Source organism: Pseudomonas sp. H3_E04 (genome assembly GCF_054668915.1).
In genome coordinates this window covers 3188291-3205760 of the sequence record NZ_CP162797.1, presented here as the reverse complement: position 1 = coordinate 3205760, position 17470 = coordinate 3188291, and the positions used below count along the sequence as shown (strand labels likewise).

Sequence of the window (17470 nt, the reverse complement as noted above, 5' to 3'; positions counted from 1 at the left end):
CATGCACGGCGAATCTCCAATCAAACGTCGCGAATCGCGCAAGATCTGGGTCGGCAACGTACCGGTGGGCGGCGACGCGCCGATCGCTGTGCAAAGCATGACCAACAGCGACACCAATGACGTCGCCGCGACTGTGGCGCAGATCAATCGTCTGGAAGCTGCCGGTGTCGACATCGTTCGCGTCTCGGTGCCGGACATGGACGCCGCCGAGGCGTTCGGCAAGATCAAGCAACTGGTCAAAGTGCCGTTGGTGGCCGATATCCACTTCGACTACAAGATCGCCTTGCGCGTGGCCGAACTGGGTGTGGACTGCCTGCGCATCAACCCGGGCAACATCGGTCGCGAAGACCGCGTGCGTGCCGTGGTCGATGCGGCGCGTGATCGCGGCATTCCGATCCGCATCGGCGTCAACGCCGGTTCCCTGGAAAAAGACCTGCAAAAGAAATACGGCGAGCCGACCCCGGCGGCGCTCGTCGAATCCGCGCTGCGCCACGTTGAACACCTCGAACGCCTGAATTTCCAGGACTTCAAGGTCAGCGTGAAAGCCTCCGACGTGTTCATGGCCGTCGAAGCCTACCGCTTGCTGGCAAAGGAAATTGTTCAGCCGCTGCACCTCGGCATTACCGAAGCCGGTGGTTTGCGTTCGGGCACGGTGAAATCCGCCGTCGGCCTAGGTATGCTGCTCGCCGAAGGGATTGGCGATACTATCCGCATCTCGCTGGCGGCCGACCCGGTCGAGGAAGTGAAGGTCGGTTACGACATTCTCAAGTCTTTGCATCTGCGTTCCCGTGGCATCAACTTCATCGCCTGCCCGAGCTGCTCGCGGCAGAACTTCGATGTGGTGAAAACCATGAACGAGCTGGAAGGGCGCCTTGAAGACCTGCTGGTGCCGCTGGATGTCGCGGTCATCGGTTGCGTGGTCAACGGCCCCGGCGAAGCCAAGGAAGCCCATATCGGCTTGACCGGCGGCACGCCCAACCTGATTTACATCGACGGCAAGCCGTCGCAGAAGCTGACGAATGACAATCTGGTGGACGAGCTGGAAAAGCTGATCCGCCAGAAAGCGGCCGAAAAGGTCGAAGCTGACGCTGCCGTTATCGCGCGCGGCTGATCGAACGAATTAAGGAAATTTTGTGAGCAAGTCTCTGCAAGCCATTCGTGGCATGAACGACATCCTGCCCGAACAGACCCCGCTGTGGCGTTATTTCGAAGGCACTGTGGCGCGTCTGCTGGATAACTACGGTTACAAGCAGATCCGCATGCCGATCGTCGAGTTCACCGAGCTGTTCAAGCGCTCGATCGGCGAAGTCACCGATATCGTCGAAAAAGAGATGTACACCTTCGAAGACCGCAACGGCGACTCGCTGACTTTGCGTCCGGAAGGTACCGCCGCGTGCGTACGCGCCGTGCTCGAACACGGCATCACCGGCGGTGGTCAGGTGCAGAAACTCTGGTACATCGGCCCGATGTTCCGCCACGAGCGTCCGCAGAAAGGCCGCTATCGCCAGTTCCACCAGATCGGTCTGGAAGTGTTCAACCTCGACGGTCCGGACATCGACGCCGAGCTGATCATCATGACCTGGCGCCTGTGGGGTGAGTTGGGCATTCGTGATGCGGTCAAGCTCGAACTCAACAGCCTCGGCACCAGCGAGTCCCGTGGTCGCTATCGTGAAGCGCTGGTCGAGTACCTCTCGGCGCACCACGACAAGCTCGACGAAGACAGCCAGCGTCGCCTGAAAACCAACCCGCTGCGCGTGCTCGACACGAAAAATGCCGACACCCAGGCGGTGCTGGTCGATGCGCCGAAAATGGCCGATTACCTCGACGACGAGTCCCGTGCTCACTTCGAAGGCCTGAAGGCGCGTCTGGATGCCGTCGGCATTCCTTATGTGCTCAACCCGAAACTGGTGCGTGGCCTCGATTACTACAGCAAAACCGTTTTCGAATGGGTCACCGACAAGCTCGGCGCCCAGGGCACCGTGTGCGCGGGCGGCCGTTACGACGGTCTGGTCGAGCAGATGGGCGGCAAGCCAACCCCGGGTGTCGGTTTCGCCATGGGCATCGAGCGTCTGGTATTGATGCTCGAAACCCTCGAGCAGATCCCGGAAGAGATTTCCCGTCAGGTCGACGTCTACCTCTGCGCCTTCGGTGAAGAAGCCGAGCTGGCTGGTCTGGCTCTGGCCGAACGGGTACGCGATGAACTTCCTAACCTGCGTCTGCAAGTCAATGCCGGCGCCGGCAGTTTCAAAAGCCAGTTCAAAAAGGCCGACAAGAGCGGTGCGCTGTACGCATTGATCCTCGGTGACGACGAAATGGCCCAGCAAGTGGTAGGTTTCAAACCCCTGCGTGGCCAGGGCGAACAACAAAGCATTGCCTGGGATGCGCTCGCCGCTCACCTGGCCACCTGCGTCGTGCAGGGTTGAAGCTGTCTTAACAGCCGATTTAGCGATTAAGGAGTATTGGGGTGTCGAGTACCGAAGACGAACAGTTGGCGGATTTGAAGGACTGGTGGACACGCAACGGCAAACCTCTGGTCACCGGCGGCCTGTTGGCGCTGGTCATCGTGTTCGGCTGGCAGGCTTATCACAAATACCAGAGCAACCAGTCGCAAGGCGCCTCGGTGCTCTATCAGCAATTGCTGGAAACCACGCTGACGCCTGACGGCAAGCCCGATGCCGCCCGCGTTGCGGATCTGGCCGGCAAGCTCAACAGCGAATACGGCGGTTCTGCCTACGCGCAGTACGGCAGCCTGTTCGTCGCCAAAGTAGCGGTCGACAGCGGCAAGCTGGACGACGCGGCAACCGAACTCAAAGCCATCGTCGACAAACCGGCCAACCCGGCGCTGGGCGAAATCGCCCGTCAGCGTCTGGCGCAGGTGCTGGGCGCGCAGGACAAGGCCGAAGACGCCTTGAAACTGCTCGACGGCGATGCCGACAAAGCGTTCCTGGCCACTCGCGAAGAACTCAAGGGCGACCTGCTGGTGCGCTTGGGCCGTACCGATGACGCGAACAAGGCGTATCAAAAAGCCAAGGCGGCACTGTCGGATGAAGCGGCGGTCGGTGGCCTTCAAATCAAGCTCGACGACCTGGCCAAAGGGGATGCGTGACGTGATCCGTTGGAAGCATGCAGCATTGCTGGCTCTGGCCCTTCTGGCCGCGGGTTGCAGCAGCAACAGCAAGAAAGAATTGCCTCCGGCTGAGCTGACCGACTTCAAAGAAGAAGTCGTTCTGCACAAGCAGTGGAGCCGCTCGATCGGTGACGGTCAGGGCGAAACCTACAACATGCTGGTGCCGGCGATCGACGGTGACACCATCTACGCCGCCGATGTGACCGGTGTGGTGATGGCGCTGGATCGCAGCAATGGCGACGTGAAGTGGGACCAGGATCTGGAACTGCCTGTCTCCGGCGCCGTTGGCGTGGGTTACGGTCTGGTACTGATCGGTACCCTGCGTGGCGAAGTCGTCGCTCTGGACACCAGCAACGGTGAAGAGAAGTGGCGTGCCCGCGTCAACAGTGAAGTCCTCGCGCCGCCGGCCAACAACGGCGACGTAGTGGTCGTGCAGACCCAGGACGATCGTCTGATCGGTCTGGATGCTGCCACCGGCAACCAGCGCTGGGTGTATGACAGCACCCCGGCGGTCCTGACCCTGCGTGGCACCAGTGCTCCGCTGGTCACCAACCGCTTGGCGGTGGCTGGCCTGTCGACCGGTAAAGTGGTCGCGCTGGACATCTCCAACGGCGTGCCGGTGTGGGAACAACGCATCGCCATTCCACAGGGGCGTTCGGAACTGGAGCGCGTGGTCGACATCGACGGCGGCCTGCTGCTGTCCGGCGGCACGCTGTACGTCGCCAGCTATCAGGGTCGCGTGGCGGCACTGGACCTGGAAAGCGGTCGTCAACTGTGGCAGCGCGATGCGTCGAGCTACGCCGGTATCGCTCAGGGTTTCGGCAGCGTCTACGTGAGCCTCTCCTCGGGCACCGTTGAAGGCGTCGACGAGCGTTCCACCACCGCACTGTGGAGCAACGACTCGCTGGCTCGCCGTCAACTGTCGGCACCGGAAGTGTTCTCCAGCTACGTAGCTGTGGGTGACCTGGAAGGTTATCTGCATCTGCTGAGTCAGGTCGACGGTCGTTTCGTCGGCCGTGAGCGCATCGACAGCGACGGCCTGCGTGCTCGTCCGCTGGTGGTGGGCGACACGATTTATGTGTATGGCAACAGCGGCAAACTGGAAGCCCTGACCATCAAGTAACAACTATGCTTGGGGTTCATCCCCAAGCGGCTCTGCATCAGCAGGGTTTGCAGCGCCCCCGGGTGTTGCCCCGAGCACCAGCCGCTGCCTCGCAGCGGCTTTTGTATTTTCTGAAATAACGAAGTGGAGAGCCGCATGGTTCCCGTAATCGCCCTGGTGGGCCGACCGAACGTCGGCAAGTCCACCTTGTTCAACCGCCTGACCAGGACTCGTGACGCCATCGTCGGCGACCTGTCCGGTCTGACCCGTGATCGCCAGTACGGTGAGGCCAAGTGGCAAGGGCGTTCCTACATTCTGATCGACACCGGCGGTATCTCCGGTGACGAACATGGTATGGACGAAAAAATGGCCGAGCAGTCGCTGCTGGCCATCGAAGAAGCCGATGTGGTGCTGTTTCTGGTAGATGCCAAGGCCGGTTTTACCGCTGCCGACCAGATGATCGCCGAGCATTTGCGCAAACGTAACAAGCGCTCCCACGTGGTGGCCAACAAGGTCGACAACATCGATCCGGAAATGGCCCGCGCCGAATTCGCCCCGCTGGGCATGGGCCACGCGATCCCGATCGCCGGCGCCCACGGCCGTGGCATCACGCAATTGCTGGAAGCCGCTCTGAGCGAATTCCCGCGCGATGATGACGAGCCGGCTGAAGGCGAAGAGGAAGAAGTCGTTGCCGAAGGCGAGGAAGCCAAGCGCATTCCTGGCCCGAGCGAGAAAGACGGGATCAAGATCGCCATCATCGGTCGTCCGAACGTCGGCAAGTCGACTCTGGTCAACCGCATGCTCGGTGAAGACCGGGTCATTGTGTATGACCAGCCGGGCACTACCCGTGACAGCATCTACATTCCGTTCGAGCGCAATGAAGAGAAGTACACGCTGATCGACACCGCCGGTGTGCGCAAGCGCGGCAAGATCCACGAAGAAGTCGAAAAGTTCTCCGTGGTCAAAACCCTGCAGGCGATCAAAGACGCCAACGTGGTGATCTTCGTCATGGACGCCCGCGAAGGTGTGGTCGACCACGACCTCAACCTGCTGGGCTTCGCGATCGAATCCGGTCGTGCGTTGGTCATCGCGATCAACAAGTGGGACGGCATGACGCCGAGCGAGCGCGACTTCGTCAAAGTCGAGCTGCAACGCCGGCTGTTCTTCGTCGACTACGCCGACATCCACTTTATCTCGGCACTGCACGGCACGGGCGTGGGCAACCTCTACGCTTCGGTGCAGAACTCGTTCAAGTCCGCTGTGACCCGCTGGCCGACCAACCGCCTCACCCAGATTCTCGAAGATGCGGTGGGCGAGCACGCGCCACCGATGGTCAACAATCGCCGGATCAAGCTGCGTTACGCTCACCTGGGTGGTGCGAACCCGCCGATCATCGTGATCCACGGTAACCAGATCGAGAAAGTGCCGAAGTCGTACGTGCGCTATCTGGAAAACACTTACCGTCGTGTGCTCAAGCTGGTCGGTACGCCGATCCGCATCGAGTTCAAGGGCGGCGAGAACCCGTACGAGGGCAACAAGAACACGCTGACCGACCGCCAGGTCAACAAGAAGCGTCGCTTGATGTCGCACAACAAGAAAGCCAGCAAAAAACGCCGCGACAAGAAATAGAAGCAGCTGCGAGTTGCAAGCTGCAAGCTGCAAGTAAAAGCGGTAAAGCAGAGAGGGCTTCGTATGAAGCCCTTTTTTGTGGGCGCGGGTTTTTGCTTGCAGCTTGCAGCTTGACGCTTGAAACTTGCGTTTCACCTGCAAGGGGCTTCCGATGATCACCAGCAAGCTGCCGAATGTCGGCATCACTATTTTCACGCAGATGTCTCAGCTCGCGGCGCAGACCGGCGCGATCAACCTGTCCCAGGGTTTCCCGGATTTCGACGGCCCGCAGTCGCTGCGTGATGCGGTCGGGCGGCATATCGCCAGTGGCCATAACCAGTATTCGCCGATGACCGGTTTGCCGGCGTTGCGTCAGCAGATCGCGGCCAAGATCGCGCGCAGCTATGGCGTGACTGTCGATGCCGATCATGAAGTGACGGTAACGCCCGGCGCGACCCAAGCGATCTTCTGTGCGATTCAGGCAGTTATCCACAGCGGCGACGAAGTCATCGTGTTCGATCCGTGCTACGACAGCTACGCCCCGGCGACGGAGTTGGCGGGCGGTCGTTGCGTGCATGTGCAGCTGAATCCGGACGACTTCTCCATCGACTTCGACCAGCTCGCAGCGGCGCTGAGCCCGCGGACGAAAATGATCGTCATCAACACCCCGCACAACCCCAGCGGCGCATTGATCAGCCGCGCCGAGCTCGATCAACTGGCGGCGTTGATCCGTGATCGCGACATCTATCTGATCAGCGACGAAGTCTACGAACACCTGGTTTTCGACGGTGTGCCGCATGTCAGCGTGCTCGCCCATGAAGAGCTGTATCAGCGCGCGTTCGTGGTCAGCTCGTTCGGCAAGACTTACCACGTCACTGGTTGGAAAACCGGCTACGTCGTCGCCCCGTCGGCGCTGACGGCCGAGCTGCGCAAGGTGCATCAGTACGTCAGTTTCTGTGGCGTCACACCGTTGCAATACGCACTGGCCGATTACATGGCCGAGCACCCGGAGCACGTTGAAGAATTGCCGGGCTTCTATCAGGCCAAGCGCGATCTGTTCTGCGATCTGCTCGCACCGTCGCGCTTCAGCTTCACCCGTGTCACCGGTACTTATTTCCAGCTGGTCGATTATTCGCAGATCCGTCCAGATCTGAATGATGTCGACATGGCCATGTGGATGACTCGCGAGCACGGTGTCGCGAGCATTCCGGTGTCGGTGTTCTACCAGAATCCACCGCAAGGCCAGCGCCTGATACGCCTGTGCTTTGCCAAACGCGAGGAGACGCTGCGTGAAGCAGCGGCGAAACTATGCGTGATCTGAGTGCATTGCCAGACCTGACTCTGGCGCTGATCCAGACCAGCCTGGCCTGGCACGACCGCCAGGCCAACCTCGAGCATTTCGAACCGCTGCTGGAGCAGGCCCGTGGCGCCGATCTGATTATCCTGCCGGAGATGTTCACCACCGGGTTTTCGATGGAATCGGATACCCTCGCTGAAGCGGAAAACGGCCCGACCAGCAAATGGCTGCGGGCGCAGGCGGCCAGGTTCGATGCGGTCATCACTGGCAGCGTAATTGTTCAGGCGGCTGACGGCAGCCATCGCAACCGCTTGCTCTGGGCCCGACCGGACGGCGAAGTGCTGCATTACGACAAGCGTCACCTGTTCCGCATGGCCGGCGAGCACAACCATTACACGCCCGGCGAGCGTCAGGTGCAGTTCGAGCTCAAAGGCTGGCGGATTCGTCCGCTGATCTGCTACGACCTGCGCTTCCCGGTGTGGAGCCGCGATGCGCAGGACACCGATCTGCTGCTGTACACCGCCAACTGGCCGGGCGCACGGCGCCTGCACTGGAACCGCCTGTTGCCGGCGCGAGCGATTGAAAATCTCTGCTATGTGGCGGCGGTCAATCGGGTGGGCAGCGATGGCAAAGGCTTTGCCTATACCGGTGACAGTCAGGTGCTGGATTTCCAGGGCGAGACGTTGCTGGCAGCGGGGGAGGCGGATGGCGTGTTCAAGGTGATTCTGGAAGCGGCGCCGTTGGCGGCGTATCGCGAGCGCTTTCCGGCGAACCTGGATGCCGACACGTTTGAGTTCACCTGAAAAGCAAAAGATCGCAGCCTTCGGCAGCTCCTACAGGATGTACGCCGTCCCAATGTAGGAGCTGCCGAAGGCTGCGATCCTTTGATCTAAAAAAAAAGGCCCCGGAGCTCACACTCCGGGGCCTTTCGCATTTCAGTGGTCGGATTACGCTGCTTTCGCCTCTGGCTGGCTCAGCGAGCGGTTCAGCGCGCTGAACAATGCCTTGAAGCTGGCGGTGGTGATGTTTTCATCAATACCCACGCCGTGCACTGCACGTTCACCGTTCACCCGCAGTTCGATATAGGCGGCCGCTTTGGCATTGGTGCCCGCGCCGATCGCGTGTTCGTTGTAGTCCATGATTTCCACCGGAATCGGCAGGCCGGCGACCAGTGCTTCCAGCGCGCCGTTGCCCTTGCCGCGCCAGTGCAGGTTGGTTTCGCCCTGACCTTTGCTGGCCACTTCGACTTCGACGGCGCTGTTGCCGTTCTCTTCCTGCAAACGATGGCTGACCAGCGCGTACGGGGTGTTGGCCTGCAGGTATTCGCTGATCAACAGCGAGTGAATCTGCTTGGCGGTCATCTCCAGGCCGAGGCGATCGGTTTCCCGCTGCACCACCTGGCTGAACTCGATCTGCATGCGCCGTGGCAGGCTGATGCCGTATTCCTGCTCCAGCAGGTAAGCGATGCCGCCCTTGCCCGACTGGCTGTTGACGCGGATTACCGCCTCGTAGCTGCGGCCGATGTCGGCCGGGTCGATCGGCAGGTACGGCACTTCCCACAGGGTGTCCGGTTTCTGCTGGGCGAAGCCCTTGCGGATTGCGTCCTGGTGCGAGCCGGAGAATGCGGTGTGGACCAGGTCGCCCACATACGGATGACGCGGGTGCACCTGGATCTGGTTGCATTCTTCGACGACCTTGCGCACGCCGTCGATGTCGGAGAAGTCCAGCTCAGGGTCGACGCCCTGGGTGTACATGTTCAGCGCGACGGTGACGAGGTCGACGTTACCGGTGCGTTCGCCGTTGCCGAACAGGCAGCCTTCGACACGGTCGGCGCCGGCCATCAGGCCCAGCTCGGTAGCAGCCACGCCAGTGCCACGGTCGTTGTGGGTGTGCAGGCTGATGATCACGCTGTCACGACGGTTGATATTGCGGCCGAACCATTCGATCTGGTCGGCGTAGACGTTCGGCGTCGCGCATTCAACCGTGGCCGGCAGGTTGAGGATCATCTTGTGCTCAGGCGTCGGGTTCCACACCTCGATCACGGCGTCGCAGACTTCCTTGGCAAATTCCAGCTCGGTTGCGCTGAAGGTTTCCGGCGAGTACTCGAAGGTCCACTCGGTGTCCGGCTGCATCGCCGCGTATTTGACGAACAGCTTGGCGGCGTTGACGGCGATGGCCTTGATGCCGTCCTTGTCCTGGTTGAACACGATGCGGCGGAAAGAAGGCGAGGTGGCGTTGTACAGGTGAACGATGGCTTTCTTCGCCCCGCGCAGGGATTCGAAAGTGCGCTCGATCAGGTCTTCACGGCCCTGGGTCAGTACCTGGATGGTGGTGTCGTCCGGGATGTGGCCTTCTTCGATCAGGGTACGCACGAAGTCGAAGTCGGTTTGCGAAGCGGCCGGGAACGACGCTTCGATTTCCTTCACGCCCACCTGCACCAGGGTTTTCCAGAAGCGCAGCTTCTTCGCCGCGTCCATTGGTTCGATCAGCGACTGGTTGCCGTCACGCAGGTCGGAGCTGCACCAGATCGGCGCGGCGTCGATGGTTTTCGACGGCCAGGTGCGATCCGGCAGGTTGATGACGGGAAACGCGCGGTATTTCGAAGACGGGTCTTTGAGCATGCTCATCGGGAAATTCCTTGTTGTCTGGGCCGAAAAGAGGCGGCCTGCCGGTTGAACGATTGTTCTTGGAAAAGCGTAGGACGAGGCGCAGCGATTCAGCCTGGCAGTCGTGCGCTGACGAGGCACAGGCTGCGGTGCTGGCGAAGCTGAATGAGGGTGTGAGAGGTTTTCATGGCTTCAACCCTAACCGCGAGGGGAAAGGATGGCAAGCAGTCGGAAAAAATTGAGAGGAATACCCGGAAAGCGGGATTTTGCAGGAATTTATTGCGCTTAAGGCGGTGGAAGTTATTGATGTTTGCGTGAGGCTAGATTGGGGCGCAATTGAGTTTTTGGAGATTCATTGAGTAAGGCGGTGTTTTATAGGCCGGCTTCGCGAGCAGGCTCGCTCCCACACTGGATCTTATTCACAGCAAAGATCCCCCTGTGGGAGCGAGCCTGCTCGCGAAGAGGCCGGTCGCCTCAACACATATTCAAGGTTGGAAGGCCCCAATGAAAATCGCCGGATCCACCCGCGCATCGTTCAGGCTGACGTTCCAGTGCATGTGCGGCCCGGTCGCTCGGCCAGTTGCGCCGACCTTGCCCACCACCGCGCCGCGCGCCAGTTGCTGGCCGTTCTTCACGTCGATCTTCGACATGTGGCAGAACATGCTGATAAAGCCCTGGCCATGGTCAACAAAAACCGTGTTGCCGTTGAAGAAATAATTGCCGATCAGAATCACCTTGCCCGCCGCCGGGGTCTTGATTGGCGTTCCGGCCGGTACCGCGAAATCGAGGCCGGCATGAGGATTGCGTTCTTCGCCATTGAAGAAACGACGCACACCGAACTTGCTCGACAGCGGCCCGTTGACCGGTTTGTCCAGCAGCAGATTGCTCGGCGTGTTCGGGCTGAAACTGCGGTAAGCCGCGATCTGCTCCGCCAGTTCGCCCTCGATGCGTTTGAGGTTGTCGGCGTTCGGATTGACCTGCTGTTTGTTCTTCAGGGTGATGTGCTGTTCCGGGTATTTCTTGCTGCCCACGGTAAACGGCAGGTTGCGCCCGCCACTGCTGATCTGCTGCGCGCCAGGCTTGACCGTCAGCGGCACGCCAACGATCGCCAGCCAGTTGTTCTGCTCTTTGACCACCAGCACCGGTTTGCCCTGATAAGTAGCTTTCGGCGCCTGCGCGGCAGCGCCCAGATCCACCACGGCGACGCCGCCCGGCACCGGTTTGTTCAGCAGCCGGGTGATGTAACTGTCGGCGTGGGCGTTGAAGGTCAGGCAGAGCAACAGCAGCGGAGCGAGAAAACGCGGCATGGATCAGTCCAGTAAAGAGAGGGTGACGGGCGTCAGGTGATTGTCCTCGACGCGCACTTGCAGTTCGCCTTCGCCAAGCTTGGCTTTCAGGCGCTGGCCGGTATGGGTCTGCGCGGCGTTGCGGATCGCGTGGCCACGCTCGTCGAGCAGGATGCTGTAACCACGACCGAGAGTCGCCAGAGGGCTGACCACGTGCAGGGTCTGCATCTGACTGTGCAATTGCTGCCGGCGCTGTTTAAGAGCATCGCGCATGGCCCGGGGCAGACGTTCGGCGAGGCTGTCGAGACGCTGGCGGAGCATTGCCAGTTGACGCCCCGGATGTTGCCCGGCGAGCCGGGTTTCCAGGCGAATCAGGCGTTCGCGGCGAGTATTCAGGCTACGCTCGAAGGCCCGGCGCATGCGCATGTCCAGATCATCCAGACGTTGCGCCTGCTGGCGCAGACGTTCGCCGGGATGGCGCAACCGTCGGGCCATGCCTTCGAGACGCAGGCGATCACGCATCAAGCGGTCACGCATGCGCATCACCAGACGCCGGTGCAGGCTCTCGACCTGACGGATCAGATGGCTGGAATCCGGGGCGAGCAGTTCGGCGGCGGCCGAGGGCGTCGGTGCGCGGACGTCGGCAACAAAGTCACTGATCGACACATCGGATTCATGGCCGACGGCGCTGACGATCGGCGTCACGCAGGCATCGACCGCGCGCGCCACGGCTTCTTCATTGAAGCACCAGAGGTCTTCCAGTGAGCCGCCGCCACGGGCGAGGATCAGCGCGTCGAAGCCACGGGCATCGGCCATTTTCAGCGCGCGGACGATTTGTGCTGTGGCCTCGCGGCCCTGTACGGCGGTCGGAATGAGGGTCAGTTGCACCTGCGGCGCACGGCGGCGAAACACGCTGATGATGTCGCGAATTACCGCGCCGGTCGGCGAGCTGATGATGCCGATGCGCTGCGGATGCGCGGGCAGCGGCACTTTGCGTTCGGCACTGAACAGGCCTTCGGCGCTGAGCTTCTCCTTCAGCGCATCGAAGGCCAGACGCAGCGCGCCGTCGCCGGCCGGCTCCACGGTGTCGAGGATCAGCTGATAGTCGCCACGGCCTTCGAACAGCGAAACCTTGCCGCGTACCTTGACCGCCAGACCGTCCTTCAACGCCTGACGCACGCGCGCGGCGTTCTGCCGGAACAGCGCGCAACGCACCTGCGCGCCGCTGTCCTTGAGGGTGAAGTAGACGTGGCCGGACGCCGGGCGCGCGAGGTTGGAGATTTCGCCCTCGACCCAGATGTTGCTGAACACGTCTTCAAGCAACACCCGCGCGCGGCCGTTGAGCTGGCTGACGGTCAGGACTTCTCGGTCCAGGCCAAGTCTTGCAAAGGGATCTTTAATCATGGGGCGCAGTTTAAAGGCATTCTTCTGCTCATTGCACGAACCCTGTAGGAGCTGTCGAGTGCAACGAGGCTGCGATCTTTTGATCTCGTTTTTTCAGGATCAAGATCAAAAGATCGCAGCCTTCGGCAGCTCCTACAGGCGAGTATTGATAACTTGATAAGGAAATTCGGTGATGAGCGTAATGGAACTGTTGGGGGCGTGGTCGTGGGGAGCTGGTGGTTGGGCAGTCATCGGGTTGGCCATTGGCCTGGCCTACATCGTCTTCGGTATCGCCGGTTTCGGCACGGCGCTGGTGGCGGGGCCGATTCTGATTGTGTTCATGCCACTGTCGAAAATCGTGCCGTTGCTGGTGCTGCTGGATTTCGTCGCGGCGTTCGGCAATCTGCTGCCCTCGCGGCGCGCCGTCGCCAAGCCGGAATTGCTCAGGCTGCTGCCGTGCATGGCGATCGGCTGCACGCTGGGGGTGATCTTCCTGCTGAACCTGAAATCCGATCTGTTGCTGCTGTTGATGGGGCTGTTTATCAGCGCCTATGCGGTTTACAGCCTGTGGGTGAAAGCGCGGCCGGCACAGTTGTCGGCCGCGTGGGCGGTGCCGATGGGCACAGTGGGCGGGTTGTTCGGCGCGTTGTTTGGCAGTGGTGGCTTTCTTTACGCGATCTATCTGAACAGCCGCCTGCCCAAGGACGCGGCGCGGGCCACGCAAAGTGCCTTGATCAGTTGCAGCACCGTGGTGCGCCTGAACCTGTTTGTCATCGCCGGTGTGTATGCCGAGCTACCCTTGTTGATGCTGGCGCTGTGTCTGTTGCCGGCGATGGCGCTGGGCTTGTGGATCGGGCGGCGGCTGACCATGCGATTGTCCCGCGAGGCGTTTGTGCGGCTGGTGACGTGGCTGGTGCTGGCCAGCGGAATAGCCTTGATCGTTCGCTATTTCAGCACTTGACCGGATTTCTTCAGGGATTAAGCTGCCGGCCGCAGTTCCTTGTGGGAGCGAGCCTGCTCGCGAATGCGGTGGGTCAGCAACAAAAATGCAGCCTGACACTGCGCTTTCGCGAGCAGGCTCGCTCCCACATTGGAAATCTTAAATATTGGCAGCAGGCTCCACCATGAACTCGCAAAGCATCATCGTCCCGAAAATCTCCACCCTGCCGGTGCACGAGCCCCGGGCGCGGGCGATCGTGCGCTGGCTGGTGCGCAAGAACATCATCGAAGAACAATTGACCACCTGCGGCCGCACCGGCAACCGTATGGCTCACGCCATCGCCGACGGTGCTCGTGCGGTGGTGCTGTACCCCGAAGCGCTGCCGTTCGGCGAGCCGATCAATGGCCTGGAGATCGTCACCAAGCGCTGCATCTATACGCCGGCCAAGGGCTTTCTCGAAGAGGCCGGTTGCGCCGAGTGTCGCCGCGAAGTGGGCGAGGCGCTGTTCGAAAGCCTTGAAGACTGGTTTCCAGGGCGCACCGACAATTTCACCTGCCCGGAATGCGGGCATGAAGACGACATCAACGGCTTCCTGTTCTTGCAGGAATGCGCGTTTTCCAATCTCGGCTTCATTTTCAATAATTGGCTGGAGGCGGGGTTCAAGCAGAGCTTTATCGACGAGTTCGCCGATTGGCTCGATCAACCTGTAAGTTGGGTAAAGGTCGAGCTCTGATCCCTGTAGGAGCTGCCGAAGGCTGCGATCTTTTGACTTTGCTTTTCAAAGGCAAGATCAAAAGATCGCAGCCTTCGGCAGCTCCTACAGAAAGCGGGCTTTTCCATCTATCAATTAGGCTGAGTTTTACATTGAACAGCAGGGGGTGTCTGACTATAATGGCGCGCTTCCATTTTCCCGCTCGGGAGCCCCCGCGATGCTGCGTATCAGCCAAGAAGCTCTGACATTCGACGATATTCTCCTAGTGCCCGGTTATTCCGAGGTGCTTCCCAACGAAGTCAGTCTGAAGACCCGTCTTACCCGTGGCATCGAACTGAATATTCCTCTGGTTTCTGCCGCCATGGACACCGTTACTGAAGCCCGTCTGGCAATCGCCATGGCTCAGGAAGGAGGCATCGGCATTATCCACAAGAACATGACCATCGAGCAGCAAGCTGCCGAAGTGCGCAAGGTCAAGAAGTTCGAAGCCGGTGTGGTCAAGGATCCCATCACCATCGAGGCCGATGCCACGGTGCGTGATCTGTTCGAACTGACCCGTCTGCACAACATTTCCGGCGTTCCGGTACTGCACGATGGCGACCTGGTCGGCATCGTCACCTCCCGCGACGTACGTTTCGAAAACCGTCTGGAAGCCACTGTCCGCGAAGTGATGACGCCTAAAGAGCGTCTGGTCACGGTCAAGGAAGGCGCCGACAAGAACGACGTCCGTGAACTGCTGCACAAGCACCGCATCGAGCGCGTGCTGATCGTCGACGACAAATTCGCCCTCAAAGGCATGATGACCGTCAACGACATCGAAAAAGCCAAAGCCTATCCGCTGGCCAGCAAGGACGATCAAGGTCGTCTGCGCGTTGGCGCTGCGGTCGGCACCGGTAAAGACACCGGCGATCGCGTGACCGCACTGGTCAACGCCGGCGTGGACGTGGTGGTGGTCGACACCGCACACGGTCACTCCAAAGGCGTGATCGACCGCGTACGCTGGGTCAAAGAGAACTTCCCTGAAGTGCAGGTGATCGGCGGCAACATCGCCACCGGCGCTGCCGCCAAGGCCCTGGCCGAAGCGGGCGCCGACGCAGTCAAGGTCGGTATCGGCCCAGGCTCGATCTGCACCACCCGTATCGTCGCCGGTGTCGGCGTGCCGCAAATCAGCGCCATCGCCAACGTTGCCGCCGCCCTTGAAGGCACCGGCGTGCCGTTGATCGCCGACGGCGGTATCCGTTTCTCCGGTGACCTGTCCAAGGCCATCGTGGCCGGTGCGTCCTGCGTGATGATGGGCTCGATGTTCGCCGGTACCGAAGAAGCGCCGGGCGAGATCGAACTGTTCCAGGGCCGTTCGTACAAGGCTTATCGCGGCATGGGTTCGCTGGGCGCCATGTCCCAGGCTCAAGGCTCGTCCGACCGTTACTTCCAGGACTCCTCGGCAGGCGCCGAGAAACTGGTTCCGGAAGGCATCGAAGGCCGTGTGCCGTACAAAGGCACCCTGAGCGCGATCATTCACCAGTTGATGGGCGGTCTGCGTTCTTCGATGGGTTACACCGGCAGCGCCAACATCGAAGAAATGCGTACCAAGCCCGAGTTCGTGCGGATCACCGGTGCCGGCATGGCCGAGTCCCACGTTCACGACGTGCAGATCACCAAGGAAGCGCCGAACTACCGCGTAGGTTGAGGCTTCCAGCAAAACGTTAAATCACCGGGGCTGTTCATTCAGCCCCGAGTTGTTTCTGATTCACTACATGAGAATGAGTCATGGCCCTCGACATTCACGCTCACCGCATCCTGATCCTCGACTTCGGTTCGCAATACACCCAGCTGATTGCCCGCCGCGTGCGCGAGATCGGCGTGTACTGCGAACTGCACCCGTTCGACATGGACGAAGATGCGATCCGCGAGTTCGCCCCTAAAGGCGTCATCCTCGCCGGCGGCCCCGAGTCCGTGCACGAAGCCAACAGCCCGCGCTGCCCGCAGGCAGTGTTCGACCTGGGCGTTCCGGTATTCGGCATCTGCTACGGCATGCAGACCATGGCCGAGCAACTGGGCGGCAAGGTGGAAGGTTCCGAACTGCGTGAGTTCGGTTACGCCCGCGTTGACGTGGTTGGCAAGAGCCGCCTGCTCGACGGCATCGAAGACCACATCGACGCCGACGGCCTGTTCGGCCTCGACGTGTGGATGAGCCACGGTGACAAAGTCACGAAGATGCCGGAAGACTTCCACATCCTCGCCAGCACCCCAAGCTGCCCGATCGCCGGTATGTTCAACGACGACCGCGCTTACTACGGCGTGCAGTTCCACCCGGAAGTGACCCACACCAAGCAGGGCGGTCGCATCCTGTCGCGCTTCGTGCTCGACATCTGCGGCTGTGAAGCCCTATGGACGCCGTCGAAGATCGCTGAAGACGCCATCGCCAACATCCGCGCTCAGGTCGGTACCGACAACGTGCTGCTGGGTCTGTCCGGCGGCGTTGACTCCTCGGTGGTTGCCGCACTGCTGCACAAGGCCATCGGCGATCAACTGACCTGCGTCTTCGTCGACAACGGCCTGCTGCGCCTGCACGAAGGCGAGCAAGTGATGGCCATGTTCGCCGAGAACATGGGCGTCAAGGTGATCCGCGCCAACGCTGAGGAGCAGTTCCTCAACAACCTGGCGGGCGAAGCCGACCCGGAGAAGAAGCGCAAGATCATCGGCCGCACCTTCATCGACGTGTTCGATGCCGAATCCTGCAAGCTGGACAACATCAAGTACCTCGCCCAAGGCACCATCTACCCGGACGTGATCGAGTCGGCTGGCGCGAAAAGCGGCAAGGCGCACGTGATCAAGTCGCACCACAACGTGGGCGGCCTGCCGGAAGAGATGAACCTGAAACTGGTCGAGCCACTGCGCGAACTGTTCAAGGACGAAGTCCGTCGTCTGGGCCTGGAACTGGGCCTGCCGTACGACATGGTCTACCGTCACCCGTTCCCGGGTCCGGGCCTGGGCGTGCGCATCCTCGGGGAAGTGAAAAAGGAATACGCCGACCTGCTGCGTCGCGCCGACCACATCTTCATCGAAGAACTGCGCAAGGCCGACTGGTACCACAAGGTCAGCCAGGCCTTCGTGGTGTTCCAGCCAGTGAAATCGGTTGGCGTGGTTGGCGACGGCCGTCGTTACGCATGGGTGGTTGCCCTGCGTGCCGTAGAAACCATCGACTTCATGACCGCACGTTGGGCACACCTGCCATACGAGCTGCTGGAAACCGTTTCCGGCCGCATCATCAACGAAATCGAAGGCATCTCGCGCGTTACGTATGACGTGTCGAGCAAGCCGCCGGCGACGATTGAGTGGGAGTGATGCAGCAAGCCGGCTCGTCCGGCGTCCGCTAGGCGCCAGGTTTACAGGCGCTTGCCATGCTCTT

The 17470-nt window shown here is 60.9% G+C and carries 14 protein-coding genes; 11 read left to right on the top strand and 3 right to left on the bottom strand.

The features are described 5' to 3' along the window. The first annotated feature begins 1 nt into the window (after nt 1). The 7 genes from ispG (at nt 2) to AB4N53_RS14250 (ending at nt 7937) form a co-directional block, all read left to right on the top strand. Nucleotides 2-1111, top strand: a complete 1110-nt coding sequence (gene ispG, locus AB4N53_RS14280; protein WP_016773332.1) for a flavodoxin-dependent (E)-4-hydroxy-3-methylbut-2-enyl-diphosphate synthase — start codon at nt 2-4, stop codon at nt 1109-1111. Nucleotides 1112-1133: 22 nt separating this feature from the next. Continuing rightward, entirely contained in the window at nt 1134-2423 is a 1290-nt protein-coding gene (hisS, locus tag AB4N53_RS14275) for a histidine--tRNA ligase (RefSeq protein WP_056790156.1), read from the top strand. Nucleotides 2424-2464: 41 nt separating this feature from the next. Continuing rightward, complete coding sequence (locus AB4N53_RS14270) at nt 2465-3106, top strand: tetratricopeptide repeat protein (RefSeq protein ID WP_016773334.1); 642 nt, start codon at nt 2465-2467, stop codon at nt 3104-3106. Next, a complete protein-coding gene (bamB, locus tag AB4N53_RS14265) occupies nt 3099-4250 on the top strand; it encodes an outer membrane protein assembly factor BamB (RefSeq protein WP_039761439.1) in 1152 nt (383 codons plus the stop codon). Before AB4N53_RS14270 ends, bamB begins: the two co-directional genes overlap by 8 nt. Before the next feature lie 135 nt (nt 4251-4385). Then, nucleotides 4386-5858: a ribosome biogenesis GTPase Der gene (gene der / locus AB4N53_RS14260; protein ID WP_024014210.1), complete on the top strand. Its 1473-nt coding sequence runs from the start codon at nt 4386-4388 to the stop codon at nt 5856-5858. Nucleotides 5859-6009: 151 nt separating this feature from the next. After that, nucleotides 6010-7158 carry a pyridoxal phosphate-dependent aminotransferase gene (locus AB4N53_RS14255; protein WP_460121263.1) on the top strand — a complete coding sequence of 383 codons (1149 nt, stop codon included), beginning with the start codon at nt 6010-6012 and terminating at the stop codon, nt 7156-7158. Then, complete coding sequence (locus AB4N53_RS14250) at nt 7146-7937, top strand: amidohydrolase (RefSeq protein WP_460121260.1); 792 nt, start codon at nt 7146-7148, stop codon at nt 7935-7937. The genes AB4N53_RS14255 and AB4N53_RS14250 overlap by 13 nt, the downstream gene beginning before the upstream one ends. Nucleotides 7938-8081: 144 nt before the next feature. On the opposite strand, the gene leuA is transcribed toward AB4N53_RS14250, so the two are convergent. The 3 genes from leuA to xseA all read right to left on the bottom strand — a co-directional run bounded on the left by leuA (nt 8082) and on the right by xseA (nt 12430). Beyond that, the gene (gene leuA / locus AB4N53_RS14245; protein WP_042608332.1) at nt 8082-9761 is read right to left on the bottom strand and encodes a 2-isopropylmalate synthase; all 1680 of its coding nucleotides are present in this window, start codon (nt 9759-9761) and stop codon (nt 8082-8084) included. A gap of 464 nt (nt 9762-10225) precedes the next feature. After that, on the bottom strand, nt 10226-11047 hold the full coding sequence (locus AB4N53_RS14240; RefSeq protein WP_460121258.1) for a peptidoglycan DD-metalloendopeptidase family protein: 822 nt from the start codon (nt 11045-11047) through the stop codon (nt 10226-10228). A 3-nt stretch (nt 11048-11050) separates the two neighbouring features. Then, nucleotides 11051-12430 (bottom strand): exodeoxyribonuclease VII large subunit, encoded by a 1380-nt coding sequence (gene xseA, locus AB4N53_RS14235; protein ID WP_460121256.1) that lies wholly within the window; start codon nt 12428-12430, stop codon nt 11051-11053. Nucleotides 12431-12602: 172 nt separating this feature from the next. Between xseA and AB4N53_RS14230 the strand changes: the two genes are divergently transcribed. The 4 genes from AB4N53_RS14230 to guaA all read left to right on the top strand — a co-directional run bounded on the left by AB4N53_RS14230 (nt 12603) and on the right by guaA (nt 17406). After that, nucleotides 12603-13370, top strand: coding sequence for a sulfite exporter TauE/SafE family protein (locus AB4N53_RS14230; RefSeq protein WP_460121254.1), 768 nt, complete (start codon nt 12603-12605; stop codon nt 13368-13370). Between the two features lie 163 nt (nt 13371-13533). Then, entirely contained in the window at nt 13534-14082 is a 549-nt protein-coding gene (locus AB4N53_RS14225; RefSeq protein ID WP_016773342.1) for a hypothetical protein, read from the top strand. Between the two features lie 196 nt (nt 14083-14278). Next, complete coding sequence (guaB, locus tag AB4N53_RS14220; RefSeq protein WP_016773343.1) at nt 14279-15748, top strand: IMP dehydrogenase; 1470 nt, start codon at nt 14279-14281, stop codon at nt 15746-15748. 80 nt (nt 15749-15828) lie between these two features. Further along, nucleotides 15829-17406, top strand: coding sequence for a glutamine-hydrolyzing GMP synthase (guaA, locus tag AB4N53_RS14215; protein ID WP_016773344.1), 1578 nt, complete (start codon nt 15829-15831; stop codon nt 17404-17406). Nucleotides 17407-17470: the final 64 nt, after the last annotated feature.